General features: G+C 68.3%; 13 protein-coding genes and 1 rRNA gene. 13 read left to right on the top strand and 1 reads right to left on the bottom strand.

What is annotated here, in order from left to right; translation table 11 throughout:
* Positions 1-48: 48 nt before the first annotated feature.
* From ABCS02_RS08575 to ABCS02_RS08530, 10 genes are all read left to right on the top strand, one after another.
* Positions 49-2,595: a hypothetical protein gene (locus ABCS02_RS08575; protein WP_345835214.1), complete on the top strand. Its 2,547-nt coding sequence runs from the start codon at positions 49-51 to the stop codon at positions 2,593-2,595.
* Positions 2,596-2,678: 83 nt separating this feature from the next.
* Positions 2,679-3,881, top strand: coding sequence for a hypothetical protein (locus ABCS02_RS08570; protein WP_345835213.1), 1,203 nt, complete (start codon positions 2,679-2,681; stop codon positions 3,879-3,881).
* A gap of 40 nt (positions 3,882-3,921) precedes the next feature.
* Positions 3,922-5,517: a hypothetical protein gene (locus ABCS02_RS08565; RefSeq protein WP_345835212.1), complete on the top strand. Its 1,596-nt coding sequence runs from the start codon at positions 3,922-3,924 to the stop codon at positions 5,515-5,517.
* 108 nt (positions 5,518-5,625) lie between these two features.
* Positions 5,626-6,252 carry a hypothetical protein gene (locus tag ABCS02_RS08560; RefSeq protein WP_345835211.1) on the top strand — a complete coding sequence of 209 codons (627 nt, stop codon included), beginning with the start codon at positions 5,626-5,628 and terminating at the stop codon, positions 6,250-6,252.
* 97 nt (positions 6,253-6,349) lie between these two features.
* On the top strand, positions 6,350-7,462 hold the full coding sequence (locus tag ABCS02_RS08555; RefSeq protein ID WP_345835210.1) for a hypothetical protein: 1,113 nt from the start codon (positions 6,350-6,352) through the stop codon (positions 7,460-7,462).
* Positions 7,459-8,274, top strand: a complete 816-nt coding sequence (locus tag ABCS02_RS08550; RefSeq protein WP_345835209.1) for a hypothetical protein — start codon at positions 7,459-7,461, stop codon at positions 8,272-8,274. Before ABCS02_RS08555 ends, ABCS02_RS08550 begins: the two co-directional genes overlap by 4 nt.
* A gap of 149 nt (positions 8,275-8,423) precedes the next feature.
* Positions 8,424-9,272, top strand: coding sequence for a sortase (locus tag ABCS02_RS08545; protein ID WP_345835208.1), 849 nt, complete (start codon positions 8,424-8,426; stop codon positions 9,270-9,272).
* A 480-nt stretch (positions 9,273-9,752) separates the two neighbouring features.
* On the top strand, positions 9,753-10,535 hold the full coding sequence (locus tag ABCS02_RS08540) for a phosphate ABC transporter ATP-binding protein (protein ID WP_345836313.1): 783 nt from the start codon (positions 9,753-9,755) through the stop codon (positions 10,533-10,535).
* 207 nt (positions 10,536-10,742) lie between these two features.
* Complete coding sequence (locus ABCS02_RS08535; protein WP_345835207.1) at positions 10,743-11,006, top strand: ribbon-helix-helix protein, CopG family; 264 nt, start codon at positions 10,743-10,745, stop codon at positions 11,004-11,006.
* A complete protein-coding gene (locus ABCS02_RS08530; RefSeq protein WP_345835206.1) occupies positions 11,003-11,242 on the top strand; it encodes a toxin in 240 nt (79 codons plus the stop codon). The genes ABCS02_RS08535 and ABCS02_RS08530 overlap by 4 nt, the downstream gene beginning before the upstream one ends.
* A gap of 40 nt (positions 11,243-11,282) precedes the next feature.
* Here the strand turns inward: ABCS02_RS08530 and ABCS02_RS08525 are convergent, their stop codons facing one another.
* Positions 11,283-11,768, bottom strand: a complete 486-nt coding sequence (locus ABCS02_RS08525) for a hypothetical protein (RefSeq protein WP_345835205.1) — start codon at positions 11,766-11,768, stop codon at positions 11,283-11,285.
* 223 nt (positions 11,769-11,991) lie between these two features.
* Between ABCS02_RS08525 and tyrS the strand changes: the two genes are divergently transcribed.
* The 3 genes from tyrS (at position 11,992) to ABCS02_RS08510 (ending at position 16,314) form a co-directional block, all read left to right on the top strand.
* Positions 11,992-13,296 carry a tyrosine--tRNA ligase gene (tyrS, locus tag ABCS02_RS08520; RefSeq protein WP_345835204.1) on the top strand — a complete coding sequence of 435 codons (1,305 nt, stop codon included), beginning with the start codon at positions 11,992-11,994 and terminating at the stop codon, positions 13,294-13,296.
* A gap of 152 nt (positions 13,297-13,448) precedes the next feature.
* Positions 13,449-14,252: a DUF4184 family protein gene (locus ABCS02_RS08515; RefSeq protein ID WP_345835203.1), complete on the top strand. Its 804-nt coding sequence runs from the start codon at positions 13,449-13,451 to the stop codon at positions 14,250-14,252.
* Between the two features lie 540 nt (positions 14,253-14,792).
* Positions 14,793-16,314, top strand: a 16S ribosomal RNA gene (locus ABCS02_RS08510).
* The last annotated feature ends 15 nt before the right edge of the window (positions 16,315-16,329 follow it).

Here is a 16,329-nt window from a genome sequence, read left to right as displayed (position 1 = left end):
GCGCCTGATGCCCCGAACCCATGCGCGCGGCCGAGCTGGAGGAATGCAGTGCCCGAAACTCCGCGAACGCGAGCACGCCGCTGGATCGTCTCCAGCATCGCCGGCGTCGCTTGCGCTCTCTTCGTCGTCGGACTGACCGGGGCCGGCGTCGTGTCGGCCGCGCCGGCGCAGGCCGCCAGCGGCAGCTCCTCCGCGGTGACGATCACCGCGAAGCAGCAGGACCCGAACATCGCCAGCGCTCCTTTGCCGGACCTCTCCGTGACGGTTTCTCAGACGCAGAACCTCGTAGCGCAGGGCATCCGGCTGAGCTGGAGCGGTGGCAAGAAGTCAACGCCGCCGGGGGCTGCCAACGGGGGTACCAACTTCCTGCAGATCTTCATGTGCTGGGGGGATGACCCGGCGGATACGACGCGACCGGACCGGACCACGTGCGTTTACGGCGGCGCCGACGCCTCGGGCGCGACGCGCGACGGCACGCGGCCCATGCCGATCTCTCAGATCCCCGCGGAGGACCAGCCCTACACGGCGCCGAGCTCGGTCTCCTTCCTTCCGCCGTACACCGGGATCCCCTTCGTGGCGCGCGATGGCACCCGCGTCGACGGGATCAAGACCGACCCGAAGACGGGCAAGAAGTCGCTCGATACCTCGGTGAACCTGAACATCAACAAGTTCTTCACGCCGTACACGACGAACGAGATCCCCTGGGCCGGATCGGGCGACGACGGCACTGGCTCTGTGTCGTTCGAGGTGCAGACCGCAGCGCAGTCGCCGGCGCTCGGCTGCGGGAATCCGGTGGTCAGTGGCGGCGTCACGACCGGAGCCGGCTGCTGGCTCGTGGTCCTCCCGCGGGGCACGGCCGACAACGGCTCCTCGAGCACCGACCAGTCCGGCCTGTTCATCGACTCCTGGCGCCACGCGCTGGCCGTGAGGATCGGGTTCGAGCCCCTGGGAAGCCGGTGCCCGGAGGGGACGGCGGAGCGCCAGCTCGCCGGCAGCGAGCTGGCCTTCTATGCCATCAGTTCCTGGCAACCGGCGGTGTGCAAGCAGGCGGGTGCGTCGGTCTACTCGCTCCTCACGATCCCCGAGGTCGACGCGGTGAACTCCGCGGCGACGACCGATGGTGCGCCGCTCGCGCTCACCAGCTATCCATATCAGACCGACGGGCCCGATCCGCTCCAATACGCCCCCATTGCGCTCACCGGAGTGACGATTTCGATGGCAATCGATCGCTTGCCCGACCCGTTCAAGACGCTGCCCGCAGCCTACGCCGACGCCGCGCGCACCTCCTTCAAGACCATGAACCTGACTCCGCGCCTGCTCGCGAAGCTGCTCACATACTCCTACAAGGCGTCGCTGCCGACCGGAGCGAACCTGAGTTATCTCAAGGGAAACAACCCCTACAACATCACGAAGGACCCCGATTTCCTGGCTGTCAACGACCCGGAGTGGGCCGCGCAGAACATCAACAGTGTCGGCGTCGCAGACGTGATCATGCCGCAGGGCAGGTCCGACGCGGCACGCGCGGTGTGGGCCTACATCGCGGCTGATCCCGACGCACGCGACTTCCTCGCGAGCAAGCCGGATCCGTGGGGAATGGTCGTGAATCCCTGGTACTCGACCGACTCGACGATCAACCCGACGGGAACCGCGTTCTCGCTCGACCGCGAGGACTTCCCGAAGGCCGATCCGGTCGAATACGACCCGCCGAACGCTGGACCAATCAACCTCGTGACCTGGGCGCCGTACGCGAATGATCTGGCGACTGTCTCCTATCTCACCCTTCGCGGGGACGGTCAGCTTCCGGGGTACTGGGACGTGAGCGCGACGCCGCCGAAGTATACGAAAGCGGCGCGAGCCCTTCCCGGCAATCAAGCGTTGCTCGGCCTGACGAGCACGGCGGCCGCGTCCCGGTATCAGGTGGTTACCGCGTCGCTGCTCAACTCGTCGAGTGCAAAGCCCACGTTCGTGGCCCCGACGGCCGACTCGCTGGAGGCCGCGGCGGCGGCGATGACTCCGCTGGACGCCAAGGGTCAGGTACTGAGCTTCGTCTCGCAGACCACCGCCGCGCAGAACGCTCCCAATGCGTATCCGCTCACGATGCCGGTCTATGCCGCGGCGAATCCCACGATGAGCGACCCGGTGCTGCGCAACGCCTACGGTGCGTTCATCCGGTACGCCGTGAGCACGACCGCTGAGACGCCTGGCGTCGATCCGGGTCAGCTTCCGCCTGGGTATGCGCCCCTGCCCCAGAGCTGGATCGATCAGTCTCTGGCAACGGCCGCGATCATCGAGAGCGGACACGAACCGACCCCCTCGCCGTCACCGTCGTCGCCGGCCACGACGGGCTCCGTGCGGGCGCCGGCGCTGTCCTCTGTCCGGGGCACGGGCACCTCCGCGGGAACAGCATCCGCCGCGACGGCCGCACCGAACCCGAACCCGACCCCGTCCGGCACGGCCGCGCCGGTCCTCAGCAGCGCGATGACCCCTGACGATCCGGACAGCGGCGGGATGGCCTTCGCGATCCCTGCAACTGTGCTGGCCGGCGGTGCCGTCGCGCTCCTCATACCCCTCTTCGGACGTCGCCGACGTATCTGAGACGCGCTTCCTCCGACCCGAAATCTCTCCCTCACCCGCAACTGAACATCCACCCACTGTGCAAGACAACGAAAGGTACTGAGTTGAGACTCAAGAAGATCGCCGCGATCGGTGCGGCTTTCGGTGTGGCCATCGCCGGCTTCGGCCTGGGCGCGGCGGCGCACGCCGACCCGGTCACGGACGGCTACGCGGTCGTCGGTTCCGACACCCTCCAGGATGCCGTGTGGGCGCTCACGAACGGCACCGGCATCACCGGCTCCTCGGTGAAGGCGACCGGCAACGGAAGCGTCGCGGCGTCGTGGGACGCCTTCACGCTCGGCGTCTCGGGCGGCGTTGGCAGCATCCAGACCAAGGCGTTCGGCCCGGTCTTCGACCGCCCGAACGGCTCCGGCGCAGGCCGCAAGGCCCTCCTCGCGTCCTTCGGCGGCACGAGCGGGTCGGCGTTCACCTTCACGACGGGCGTCAACAGCTACAACACCTCGCCGGTCAACATCCAGGGCCAGGTCGACCTCTCGCGCAGCTCGTCGGTGGCCTCGACGGGTGCGACGAGCGTTGCTGGTGGCGTCCTCACCTACGTCCCGTTCGGTCAGGACGCGATCTCGTTCATCTACAAGGTCGGCTCGGGCTCGGCGTCTGACGTCACCGCGGCGACGTCGTTCGTCTCCAACCTCACGAAGGCCCAGCTCCTTTCCATCTACACGGGGAGCAGCACCACGCCGATCTCCGGCACCGCCTTCTCGGTCCAGCCGATGTCGCTGCAGGCGAGCTCGGGCACGTGGAAGACGTTCCTCAGCAAGATCGGCATCAGCGGCGGCGTCACCCTCGGTGCCGGCGTCCTCGGCGGCGCGAGCAACACGACCACCCCGGAGAACGACGGCCGCGTCCTCGCGCCGGCGGCCAACACCGTCGAGATCATCCCGGTCTCGGTGGCGAACTACGTCGGCCAGGTCAACAACGCCGCGCGCATCAACACCTTCGCCGGTGTCTCGGTGGGCTCGATCGAGGGCGTCGCTCCGTTCACGGGCACCGCACCGAACCTCGTCCCGAACGCCACCTACTACAACAGCTCGGACTGGGGCCGCACGGTCTTCATCGTCGTTCGCAGCGCCGCCCTCGACTCGACGAACGCCGCCTTCGACCAGGGCGTCTCCGACCTCGTCGACACGACCCAGACGACCAGCCTCACCTACTGGGGCGCGTCGGCGCTGGCCGGCACGAGCAAGGCCGTCAAGGCCAAGTTCGGCTTCTCCGCTCCGCAGACCGCCGCCTTCACGGCGAACGACTGATCCTCCCCACGACAGAACTCGGAAGAAGGAACACACTCTCATGAACAAGAAGCTCGCGAAGCGCGGCGGGATCGGCCTCGGCGTCGTCCTGACCGCTGCGGCGCTCGTGATCGCGCCGGCCCTCACGGCCAGCGCCGCGATCGTCCCCACGGTCGGCTCGGTGAACCCGGTCTACCTCCTCGACGGCAGCTCGGGCGCCCAGCTCGCCGCCGGTACGGTGCTCGGCTGGAACACGTCGGTCCTGTCCTCCCCGGACGGCACCGTGACGACGCCGTTCACCGCTCCGGCTGGCGCCGTCTCGGCGAAGACGTTCATCTCGCAGCGCGGAAAGGAGACGAGCCTCAGCACGTGGAGCGCCTACGGCCCGCTCTCCCTCACCGCTCTCGCGACGCCGAACCTCAAGCCGAGCGGCAACACGACCGCCGGCCTGGGCACGCCCTCGGGCAGCACCGCGGTCGCCAACGCCGGTGGTGACTACTCGCTCGGTGTCGCCTTCCTCGACTCGACCAACCACGTGCTCGAGGCCGACTACACCTACATCACCGTCGTGGGGAACGCCAACGCCGCCCTCGCGACCTACACCTTCGCGGTGCCGGCCGCGTGGACGCCGGACTTCACCACGTTCTCGGCGACCGCCGGTGCCAGCGCGGTGATCCGCAACGGCAACCTCCAGATCAGCGCGACCGCGGCGAACGCCAACAAGACGGTCGACGTGTGGGTCGAGGGCGCGACGTCGAAGGCCGTCACGGTCACGCTCGACGCGTCGGGCAACGCCGTCAACACCTTGCCGGCCGGTATCAGCGCGGGCACCCGCCTCGCGCTGGCCGAGGGCCACACGATCGACGCGTGGATCGCGGCGAGCGTTCCGGCTCCGATCCAGCAGCCGACGTCCCCGGCGAACGACGCCACCAAGGTGACGATCACCGACCCGGCTCCGGGCGTGAAGACGATCGTGGTGCCCGCGGGCGCCGCGAACGCCAACAAGGTGCTCAATGTCACGGCGTGGTCGGCGGGCACCTCGCTCGGCCAGGTCACGACGGACGCCAGCGGCAACGCGACGGTCGACGCCAGCGCCCTGCCGGCCGGTAGCCACACGGTCGCCCTGACCGACCCGAACACCGACGCGTACGTCGCGTGGGGCACCTTCACGCTGTCGAGCACGACCCAGTTCTCGACGACGCTCTCGGCGGACGTCACCAACTCGGGCAAGTTCGCGCTCGAGGGCGGCGCTGCGGCGGTCAACCTGACGCCGGTCTCGGCGATCACGCGTGGTGCGACCACCGCGCCGGTCGCGCTCGGCCAGTTCAAGGTGACCGACGACCGCAACGTGCTCCTCGGCTGGACGCTGAAGGCGGACGTCGCGAACTTCACCAGCGGTGCCAACACGATCCCGAACTCCGCGTTCGGTATCGCGCCCAGCATCGTGGACGGCGTCTCCGACGGCATCACGCTCGGTGCTGCCCAGGTCGCCGGTTCGGCCAGCTACCCGGTCGCCAAGATCGCCGAGGCCGCCCCGGGCTCCTCGACGCTCGCGGTGGGCACGGACCTGAACGCGAACCTCACGTTCAAGGCCCCGAACAACGCCCTCTCGGGCACCTACACCTCGACGCTGACCCTGACGCTCACCTCGAAGTAATCCTTCGAGAGGCGTCGGGCTTCAGCCCGATGTGAACCCGTGTGGGGGAGGCGCGTGCGCCTTCCCCACACGGCGCATTTCCCCGCACGACGCTAAGGAACACCCTTCATGAAGAACACACGCGGACGCCACGGAGTCGTGGCATCGCGCGGCGCCCTGACGATCGTCGCCGTCCTGATCGCGACGATCGTGAGCGGCTGCACCGCGACGGCCGCGCCCATGGCCCTCAGTACGACCGTCCCGGTCGGCGCCGGCATCGTGCCCACGACCGGCTCCGCCCATCCTCTCTTCCTGGTCGGCGACGAGTACGGCGAGGAGCTTCCCGCCGGGACCGTGCGCGGGTGGGATCAAAACGTCCTCGGCTCCCCGGTGGTCTCCGACCCGTCGGGCACGCATTCCTTCGCCGTTCCGGCGGGCGCGACCGCCGTGGCGACGTTCATCTCCCCGCGCGGGCAGGAGACGAACCTGAAGGCGTGGGACGCCTACGGCCAGCTCGAGCTGATTCCGGCCGGCGTCCAGATGCCGAACCTCAAGCTCAGCGCGAACACGGAAGCCGGATCCGGTTCGCCGTCGGGCACCGCTGCGGTCGCGAAGACGGGCGGCGACTACTCGCTCGGCATCGCCTTCCTGAACAGCAGCAACCAGGTCGTCGAAGCCGACTTCACCTTCATCACCGTCGTTCCGGACGACACCGCGGCGAAGGCCACGTGGACCTGGGCGGTGCCGGCATCGTGATCGAGGTCGCGGACGGTCGCCGTCCTCATACGGCGCATTCACCTGTAGATAAGGGTGGTGTCGTTTTTGCGTCACGTGGTTCGCGAATGATCCCCTCATGGCCTCTGCCCCCCGCTTCGCTATGAATCGCCTCGGTCGCGCGACCCTCGCCGTCTTGCTCGGTGCCTTGCTGATCGGCACTCCGCTCGCCATCGCCGCGCCCGCCCAGGCGGACGACGTGGGCATCTCGACCGTCCCCGCCGGAACCGACGGGAAGGCGGACGGACGGACCCGCTTCGCCTACCGCGCAGACCCGGGTCAGGAGGTCAAGGACCAGTTCCTCGTCTCGAACACCGGTGCAACTGCGCAGACCTTCACCGTGGTGAGCACCGACGCGTTCAACGACGCCCAGGGCGACTTCGCACTGCTGCCCACGGCCACGCAGCCGACCGGCATTGGACAGTGGGTGCACTTCGAGAACGGCGGGAACCGGATCCAGTTCGATCTCGCCCCCGGCGCGAGCAGGGTGCTGCCGTTCGTCGTCGATCTCCCCGCTGACGCGACGCCGGGCGACCACGTGGGCGGCCTCCTCGCATCGGTCGTGACACCGGGCGACGAGGTGAATCTCGACCGCCGCGTCGCCACGCGACTGTATGCGCGCGTGTCCGGTCAGCTGCAGCCACTGCTGTCCGTCTCGAGCATCGGCGCGGAGTGGAACGGCGACTGGTGGAACCCGTTCTCGGGCTCGGTGACGCTCCACTACGTCGTGCAGAATACGGGAAACATTTCCCTCGCTGCGAACACGACGGCGTCGGTGAAGACCTGGTTCGGAATCCCGGTCGGCGCGGCGGCGTCGAGCCCGGTGAACGAGCTGCTGCCTGGGTCGACCGCGGCCGTCGACGTCGAGCTCGCGGGCATCGGACAGCTGGGCTACCTCACGCCGGGCGTGACGCTGAGCCCGTTCGTCGAGTCCCAAGATCCGTCGCTGCAGGTGCCGGCGTCGCCGGTGTCTCGCGACACGTTCCTGCTCGCGCTGCCGTGGACGCTGCTTATCCTGATCGCCCTCATCGTCGCGGTCGTCCTGCTTCTGCGCTGGCGACGTCGCCGCGAAGAGGCTCGGGCGCAGGAGTGGATCGAGTACACCGAGCAGCAGGCGGCGGCGAAGGCCGAGGCGGAGGCGGCGGATGCCGAGGCGGTGCTCTCCGGCGCAGGCAAGGCCGTCGACTCATGAGGCAGCCGCGGCGCGCCGCGCGCGTCGGGGCGGCGTGCTGCGGCATCGCGGTGATCGCGCTGACGTTCCCGCTCGCGGCCTTTCTGGCGCAGAGCGCGTCGGCGGCCGACACCAGCGGCAACGGCGGGGGGAACCTCACCGTCGTTGTGACCGACGGAGAGACGCCGAGTCCGACGCCGAGTCCGACGCCGACCGTGGGCCCGTCGGGGAGCGGAACCGGTCAGGGCAACAGCAATGGTCAGGGCAACGGGTCCGGAAACGGCAATGGGTCCGGAGACGGTCAAGGCACCGGCACCGGTCAGGGCGCCGGCGCGCAGCACGCCGGCACGGTGAACCCCGCGAGCAAAGAGGTCAGCATGAGCGGGATCCTCTTCGTGGGCGGCCTTATGTCGTCGACCGCGCCGTCCATCAACCCCGGTGCGGGCACGGTCGCTCTGTGGTTCACGGTCCGCAACGAATCGACCTCGACGATCGACGCGACGGCGCGGTTCTGGATGGACAGCGTCCTGCTCGGCATCCAGGTGGATGCCGTCGACGACGTGCTCATCACCGGCCTGCAGCCTGGGGAGACCCGCGTGGTGACGACCGAGTTGCACAACGCCGGGCAGTGGACCGCGCTGAACGCGCACGTGACTTTGACGCCGCCGGCGACCGTCGACGGGAAGCAGCTGTCGCCGATCACCCGGGACGCGACGATCGTCATGTTCCCCTGGCTGCTCACCACGGGCGGGATCGTCGGCGGGGTCGCGATCGTGTTCGCGCTCCTCGGCCGCGGGCTCTTCGCTGCCGTCGTTCTGCCGAGGGCGACGTGACCGTCTCCGTCGACCCCGCGCAGGTCGGCCCGCCCGTAGCGCCTCCGCCGTCAGTCGGCCCGCCGCGACCGCCCCGCGGCCGGGGCCGCCCGCCGATGCCCCCCCGCCCGCCGCGGCGGCCGCCCACGCCCGCGCGCCCGCTCGCACCGATGACGGCGGCGCAGGCCATCCTGCGCGGCATCCTCGCCCTGATCGTGGCGATGGCAGTGATGTTCGTCGTGAATCTGCTGATCCTCAGTCCCATCAAGCACTTCGCGTCGCAGCAGCAGCTCAGCGACACCTATCGCGCGGAGCTCACCGCGGGCACTGCCCCGGTGAGCGAGGGCGACTTCAACAAGAACTTGCTGCCGGACGGCGCTCCGGTCGGCATCTTGACGATCCCGCAGCTGGGCCTCCGCGAGGTAATCGTCGAGGGCACGTCCGGTGGTGACCTCATGCTCGGCCCCGGGCACCGTCGCGACACGGCGTTGCCAGGACAGGTGGGCGTCAGCATCGTCATGGGCCGTGCGGCGGCGTTCGGCGGCCCGTTCGGCGGGCTGCAGACGCTCCAGCCGGGCGATGAGTTCCAGGTGCGCACCGGGCAGGGGGAGAGCACGTTCTCTGTGATGGGTCTGCGTTACGCGGGGGATGCCACGCCGCCTGCGCCGGCAGGAGGCGAGAGCCGCCTCATCCTGATGACCGCTCGCGGCGCTCCGTTCATGCCGAACGGGGTCGCCTACGTCGATGCGAAGCTGGTCAGCAAGGCGCAGCCCGCAGGCGTCCGGCAGACCAACGCGGTGACTCTGCCGCAGACCGACAAGCCGCTCGCGACAGACCTGACGACCGTGTGGGCGCTGGTGTTCGCGCTGCAGTTTCTCGTGGTCGCTGAGATCGTCGCGGTATGGGCCTTCCGGCGTGTGGGCCCGCAGAAGACCTGGATCGTCTTTGCGCCCGTGCTGCTGCTGGCGAGTCTGTTCGTCGCGGACCAGATCACCCGACTTCTCCCGAACCTTCTCTGACCGGAGCCTGCATTGCCCGAGAACCCCGAGCCGCGACCCGACGACCCGTACGCGGACGCCGCGGATACCGTCGCCACCGACGGATCCGCGACGTCAGACGCGCCGATCGACCCGATGATCACCGAGGTCGTGTCCGTCGACGAGCGCGCCCTGCTCACCGAGGTCGTCTTCGAATCCATGCCGACCGCCGGCATCCCCGCGCCGGATGCGCAGCCCGCGCCGGATGCCGCGACCGAGCTGCCGGCGCCCGGCGTGGATGCTCCGCACGAGGCCGGCGCGACCCGCCGCGACCACCGCGGCAAGCGCCCGCGCTTCCTCGGCCGCGCGGCGGGTCGGCCCCCGGCACACGCGCCGCACGCGACCTCGTCCGCCGGCTACACGGTGCCGGCGGAGTCGGTCCGGGCGTCCTCGGTTTCGCTCCTCGGGGGTGCGTCGGCGACGGCCGAGCGGCTCGCCGACGCCGAGGCGCAGCTCGCGACGATGGTGCCGCCGTCCGCGCTCGAGGCCCGGTCGATCTCGGCCTGGTTCGGCGACCACCAGGTGCTCCACGATGTGTCGCTGCAGATGCCCGCCGGTCGGATCACCGCCCTCATCGGACCCTCCGGCTGCGGCAAGTCGACCTTCCTCCGCATCCTGAACCGGATGCACGAGCTGGTCCCGTCCGCGTCTCTCGCGGGGGAGGTGCGCCTCGACGACGACGACATCTACGACGCCGGGCACCGCCTCGTCGACGCCCGCAAGAAGATCGGGATGGTGTTCCAGAAGCCCAACCCGTTCCCGGCGATGTCGATCTACGACAACGTCGTCGCGGGACTCAAGCTCGCCGGCATCCGCGCCAGCCGCGGCGAGAAGGACTACCTCGTGGAGTCCTGCCTCACGAAGGCCGGCCTCTGGAACGAGCTGAAGGATCGCCTCCGCGCTCCCGGCGGAGGACTCTCGGGCGGTCAGCAGCAGCGTCTCTGCATCGCGCGGTCGCTCGCGGTGAAGCCGCGGATCCTCCTCATGGACGAGCCCTGCTCGGCCCTCGACCCCACCTCGACGCGCGTCATCGAGCAGACGATGCTCGAGCTCGCGCAGGAGGTGACGATCGTGATCGTGACCCACAACATGCAGCAGGCCCAGCGCGTCTCGACGCAGTGCGCGTTCTTCCTCGCCGCGCAGGGCCAGCCCGGGCACATCGTCGAGCACGGCGACACCGACGCGATGTTCGGCGACCCGATCGACCCCCGCACCCACGACTACGTCAACGGCCGCTTCGGGTAGCCCCGGGTCCGGCGGCTCCGCCCCGCGGGCCGCGGAGCCCGAACCCGGCATCCCACCTATCCAGATCAGGTGATTTCGCCTATTCAGGACGATTCGCGCCCGGAATCCCCTGACTACGCGGAATCACCTGATCTCGCGCGGGCCGATGGCGCTGAAGCTCGGTTGCCCCTCTTGAAGCAGCGTCAGTTTTCGTCATACGGTAATGGCATGACCTCGGACGAGACGATCAACGGGCGCGCCGTGACGGAGGAGCAGATCTCCGCGTGGGCTGCGGAAGCTGAGGTGGGGTACGACGTGGACGCGTTGAAGAAGCGCGGCCGAGGCCGCCCCGGGCGCGGCACGGAGCCGTCGCAGGTCGTCGCCCTCCGCCTGACGCCCGAGGAGCTCGCGGCGGTCGATGCGCGGGCGGAGCGCGAGGGGAAGACGCGTTCCGACGTGATCCGCGAGGCGCTGGCGGCCTCCGCGGCGTGAAGGTCCACGACTCGGCGCTGAGACACGGGATCCGTCCCGAGGATTCGATCCAGGCCGCGACCTGGGCGCTGTGGATAGAAGACCTCGATGACGACAGCCCCGCACGCCAGCTGCGTCTCGGATTCGATACTCGCGGACGGCTCCTGGAGACCGTCGTGATCGTCTTCGATAGCGGGAACGAGCTCGTGATCCACGCGATGAAGGCGCGCCCGCAGATGCTCGAGCTTCTCCCGTAGCGCCCACGACCCCGCCACCGCCCTCGCGCGAGCCGGGGCCTCAGCCCGTGGGGCGACCGGCGGTCCGGGTGGTCTGCCGCGAGGTGCGCCGGCCCGAGGTGGTGGTGCGGTGCGGCATCCCGGCGACCTCGGCGCGGGCGAGCGCGGCGATGGCGGCGCGGCCGCCGGCCAGGGAGTCGGCGGCGTTCGCGTACCAGCGCGCGCACGTCATGGTGCGCCGCTCGGTGTCGCTCGCGGTCCAGCCGTACGAGGTCGGCTCGACCACCACCACGTGCACCTGCAGCCGCTGAGGATCCGCGCGCAGCTCGAGGAGGTGCGTGTGCGCCTCCTCGAACGTCGGATATACGCGCGCGCTGCGCGCGAGCTCGCGGTGGTTCGATGCCAGCAGCCGCCAGATCACCCCGTCGGCCGGGATCGCGCGCCCGACCGCGCGGGGGTCGAGCTTCGTCTGGAACAGCGCCCAGGAACGCTCCAGCTGACTCCACGGCTGACCGACCGTGGCGAACAGGACGACCGGGTCTCCCACGGGTGGCTCCAGGGCAGGGGGATAGAGGGCCCGCATCGGGGGAAGCGGGGGTGACAAAGGGGTGACGCAAGTATCGGCAGGACGCGCAAACCCCCCGGCCTGCGAAGACGAACGAGACCTGTCCGGATGCTGAACGAACAGAGGTCTCTGAGGGACGCTCGGAAGTCCGTCTCGTGTGAAGGCGCTGAACGCGCCGTATGCGCCCGCTGATAGCCTGAAACGCGTGTCTTCGGCTCCTCTTCGCGCGCTCGCGCCTGCCAACGACCCGGCCTTCGCGAACGTCTGGGACGAGCTCGTCTGGCGCGGCCTGGTGCACGTCTCGACGGATGCCGACGCCCTCCGCGCGCTGCTCGGCGGCCCGCCCGCCACGTACTACTGCGGCTTCGACCCGACCGCGCCCAGCCTGCACCTCGGCAACCTCGTGCAGCTGCTCGTGCTGCGGCGGATCCAGCTCGCGGGGCACCGTCCGCTGGGACTGGTCGGCGGATCCACGGGTCTCATCGGGGACCCGCGGCCGACGGCGGAGCGCACCCTCCATACGAAGGAGCTCGTCGCCGAGTGGGTCGACCGGCTCCGCGCTCAGGTCGAGCGCTTCCTGAGCGTCGAGGGCGACAACGCGGCGCTGCTCGTCAACAACCTCGACTGGACCGCGCCGCTGTCCGCGATCGACTTCCTCCGCGACATCGGCAAGCACTACCGCGTCGGCACGATGCTGAAGAAGGATGCCGTCAGCGCGCGCCTCAACTCCGACGCCGGCATCAGCTACACCGAGTTCAGCTACCAGATCCTGCAGGGCATGGACTTCCTGGAGCTCTACCGCGCGTACGACTGCGTCCTGCAGACCGGCGGCAGCGACCAGTGGGGCAACCTGACCTCCGGCGTCGACCTCATCCACCACGTGGAAGGCACATCGGTGCACGCGCTCGGGACGCCGCTGATCACCAACAGCGACGGCACCAAGTTCGGCAAGAGCGAGGGCAACGCCATCTGGCTGGACGCCGAGATGTGCAGCCCGTACGCCTTCTACCAGTTCTGGCTCAATACCGCCGACGGCGACGTCATCGACCGGCTCAAGGTGTTCACGTTCCTCACGCGCGACGAGATCGAGGAGTACGCGCGGCTCGTCGAGGGCGAGCCCTTCCGCCGCGCGGCCCAGCGAAGGCTGGCCGAGGAGGTGACGACGCTCGTCCACGGATCGGATGCCACGGCCGCGGTCATCGCCGCGTCGGAGGCGTTGTTCGGCCAGGGCGACCTGTCCGCGCTCGATCCGCCGACGCTCCGCAGCGCCCTCGAGGAGCTCCCGCACGCCGAGGTGCCCGCCGGCACCGGCATCCTTCAGGCGCTCACCGCCACCGGCCTCGCCTCGAGCCTGTCCGACGGCCGCCGCGCGATCACCCAGGGCGGTATCTCGCTCGACGGCGCCCGCGTCGAGGACGAGTCGGTCACCGTGACCGGCACCCTGCCGGGCGGGGTGTCCGTCCTGCGCCGCGGCAAGAAGACCCTCGCCGGCCTGTTCGTCACGGCCTGATCCTCCGCGCGTGCGCGCCGCCTGTCCGCCCGTGCGCTCTGACCGCCCGTCCGCCCGCAACGACGGGAGGAGATGGGGCCACGGGAGGATCGGCATGCGCGTGCTGATCCTCCGCTCGTCACATCTCCTCCGCCCGTAACGAAGGAGAGCGGATGCCGTTCACGCCGAGCCACGCGATCGTCGCGCTGCCGTTCCTGCGCACGCCGCTCGTGCCCGCGGCCGTCGCGGTCGGGGCGATGGCCCCGGACCTCCCGCTCTTCGTGCGGGGTACGCCGCTCGACTACGCGACGACGCACGATCTCCTCTGGCTGCCGCTGACGACCGCGGTCGCGCTCGTGCTCCTGCTGGGGTGGCGGATGCTGCTGCGTCCCGCCGTCCGCGAGCTGTCGCCCCGCCCGCTCGCCGCCCGGCTGCCGGGGGAGTGGGATGCCGGTGCGTCCTCGGGTCTGCGCGGGACCTTCGCACGGCGCGGGACGCGCCATCCGTCCTGGGCGGGAACGGCCCTGGTCGCGGCTGCGCTCGCGATCGGTGTGGCGACCCACATCCTGTGGGACGAGTTCACGCACGAAGGCCGCGGCGGCACCGTGCTGTTTCCGGCGCTGGCCGAGTGGTGGGGGCCGCTGCACGGATACCGGTGGCTCCAGTACGGCGGGGGCGTCGTAGGCGTCGCGATCCTGGGGGTCGCGGCGGTCGTCTGGTTGCGCCGCAGCACGCCGGATGCCGCGACCGTGCGCCGCGTGCTCCCCGCGGCGGTGCGCGTGGTCTGGATCGTCGCGCTCCCCGCGATCCTGATCCTGGCGCTCGTGTGGGGGTACGCCGTGTACGGCCCGTTCGGCCCCGACTTCACGCCCTCGCACCTCGGTTACCGGGTGCTTCCGGCGGCATCCGCCGTCTGGGTGCTCGGGACGCTGGTGCTCGCGCTCGTCGTGCAGGTGCGCCGTGCGCGCGGCCGCTGAGCGGACGATGTCCTGGTCGGCGGCGGATCCGGGTACGGGGGAGCGTGCGCGACACGCCCGGGATGTGGCTGAACTTGTCCGGATGTTCGGTTCCGCGTAACGTATCTCTTGTTCGCCCCAAAGGAGCGCGGTGAGGCAGAAAGCCTCCCCTCCTCAAGCAGCGGACCGCCCCCCTTACAGAACACAAGCCTTGAGCATGTGTGGTCGCGAGACTACTGTGAGGGGATCCCTTCCCCCGAAGGGTCGGACGTTCGTCGTCCCGATCGAAAGATCAGGACGAGCGAGTTTGACACGGAAAAGGGAATGGGCTAAGATAGAGAAGTTGCCCTGCGGAGACAGTCGAGAGGCTGGAAAGCAGGAGCATCCGATCCTTGAGAACTCAACAGCGTGCACTTGTCAAATGCCAAATAACCTCGTCGGTCAGTCTAACTGACCGAGAGATTCCTTTGGATCAAAACATGGATAGTCAGTAATGACATCCTATTTGGTCAGGTCAAACTCGCTGCTTCGGTCTATTCCGGCCGATCGCAGCAAAATTTCTTTACGGAGAGTTTGATCCTGGCTCAGGATGAACGCTGGCGGCGTGCTTAACACATGCAAGTCGAACGGTGAAGGAGAGCTTGCTCTCCGGATCAGTGGCGAACGGGTGAGTAACACGTGAGCAACCTGCCCCGGACTCTGGGATAACAGCTGGAAACAGCTGCTAATACCGGATACGAGCTGCGAAGGCATCTTCAGCAGCTGGAAAGAACTTCGGTCTGGGATGGGCTCGCGGCCTATCAGCTAGTTGGTGAGGTAACGGCTCACCAAGGCGTCGACGGGTAGCCGGCCTGAGAGGGTGACCGGCCACACTGGGACTGAGACACGGCCCAGACTCCTACGGGAGGCAGCAGTGGGGAATATTGCACAATGGGCGCAAGCCTGATGCAGCAACGCCGCGTGAGGGACGACGGCCTTCGGGTTGTAAACCTCTTTTAGCAAGGAAGAAGCGAAAGTGACGGTACTTGCAGAAAAAGCGCCGGCTAACTACGTGCCAGCAGCCGCGGTAATACGTAGGGCGCAAGCGTTATCCGGAATTATTGGGCGTAAAGAGCTCGTAGGCGGTTCGTCGCGTCTGCTGTGAAAACCCGAGGCTCAACCTCGGGCCTGCAGTGGGTACGGGCGAACTAGAGTGCGGTAGGGGAGATTGGAACTCCTGGTGTAGCGGTGGAATGCGCAGATATCAGGAAGAACACCGATGGCGAAGGCAGATCTCTGGGCCGTAACTGACGCTGAGGAGCGAAAGGGTGGGGAGCAAACAGGCTTAGATACCCTGGTAGTCCACCCCGTAAACGTTGGGAACTAGTTGTGGGGTCCATTCCACGGATTCCGTGACGCAGCTAACGCATTAAGTTCCCCGCCTGGGGAGTACGGCCGCAAGGCTAAAACTCAAAGGAATTGACGGGGACCCGCACAAGCGGCGGAGCATGCGGATTAATTCGATGCAACGCGAAGAACCTTACCAAGGCTTGACATACACGAGAACGCTGCAGAAATGTAGAACTCTTTGGACACTCGTGAACAGGTGGTGCATGGTTGTCGTCAGCTCGTGTCGTGAGATGTTGGGTTAAGTCCCGCAACGAGCGCAACCCTCGTTCTATGTTGCCAGCACGTAATGGTGGGAACTCATGGGATACTGCCGGGGTCAACTCGGAGGAAGGTGGGGATGACGTCAAATCATCATGCCCCTTATGTCTTGGGCTTCACGCATGCTACAATGGCCGGTACAAAGGGCTGCAATACCGTAAGGTGGAGCGAATCCCAAAAAGCCGGTCCCAGTTCGGATTGAGGTCTGCAACTCGACCTCATGAAGTCGGAGTCGCTAGTAATCGCAGATCAGCAACGCTGCGGTGAATACGTTCCCGGGTCTTGTACACACCGCCCGTCAAGTCATGAAAGTCGGTAACACCTGAAGCCGGTGGCCCAACCCTTGTGGAGGGAGCCGTCGAAGGTGGGATCGGTAATTAGGACTAAGTCGTAACAAGGTAGCCGTACCGGAAGGTGCGGCTGGATCACCTCCTTTCTAAGGAGCATCTGG

The sequence above is a fragment of the Microbacterium sp. X-17 genome, from assembly GCF_039615055.1.
The sequence above is the reverse complement of the archived record's forward strand: the minus strand, read 5'-3'. Positions and strand labels throughout refer to the sequence as shown.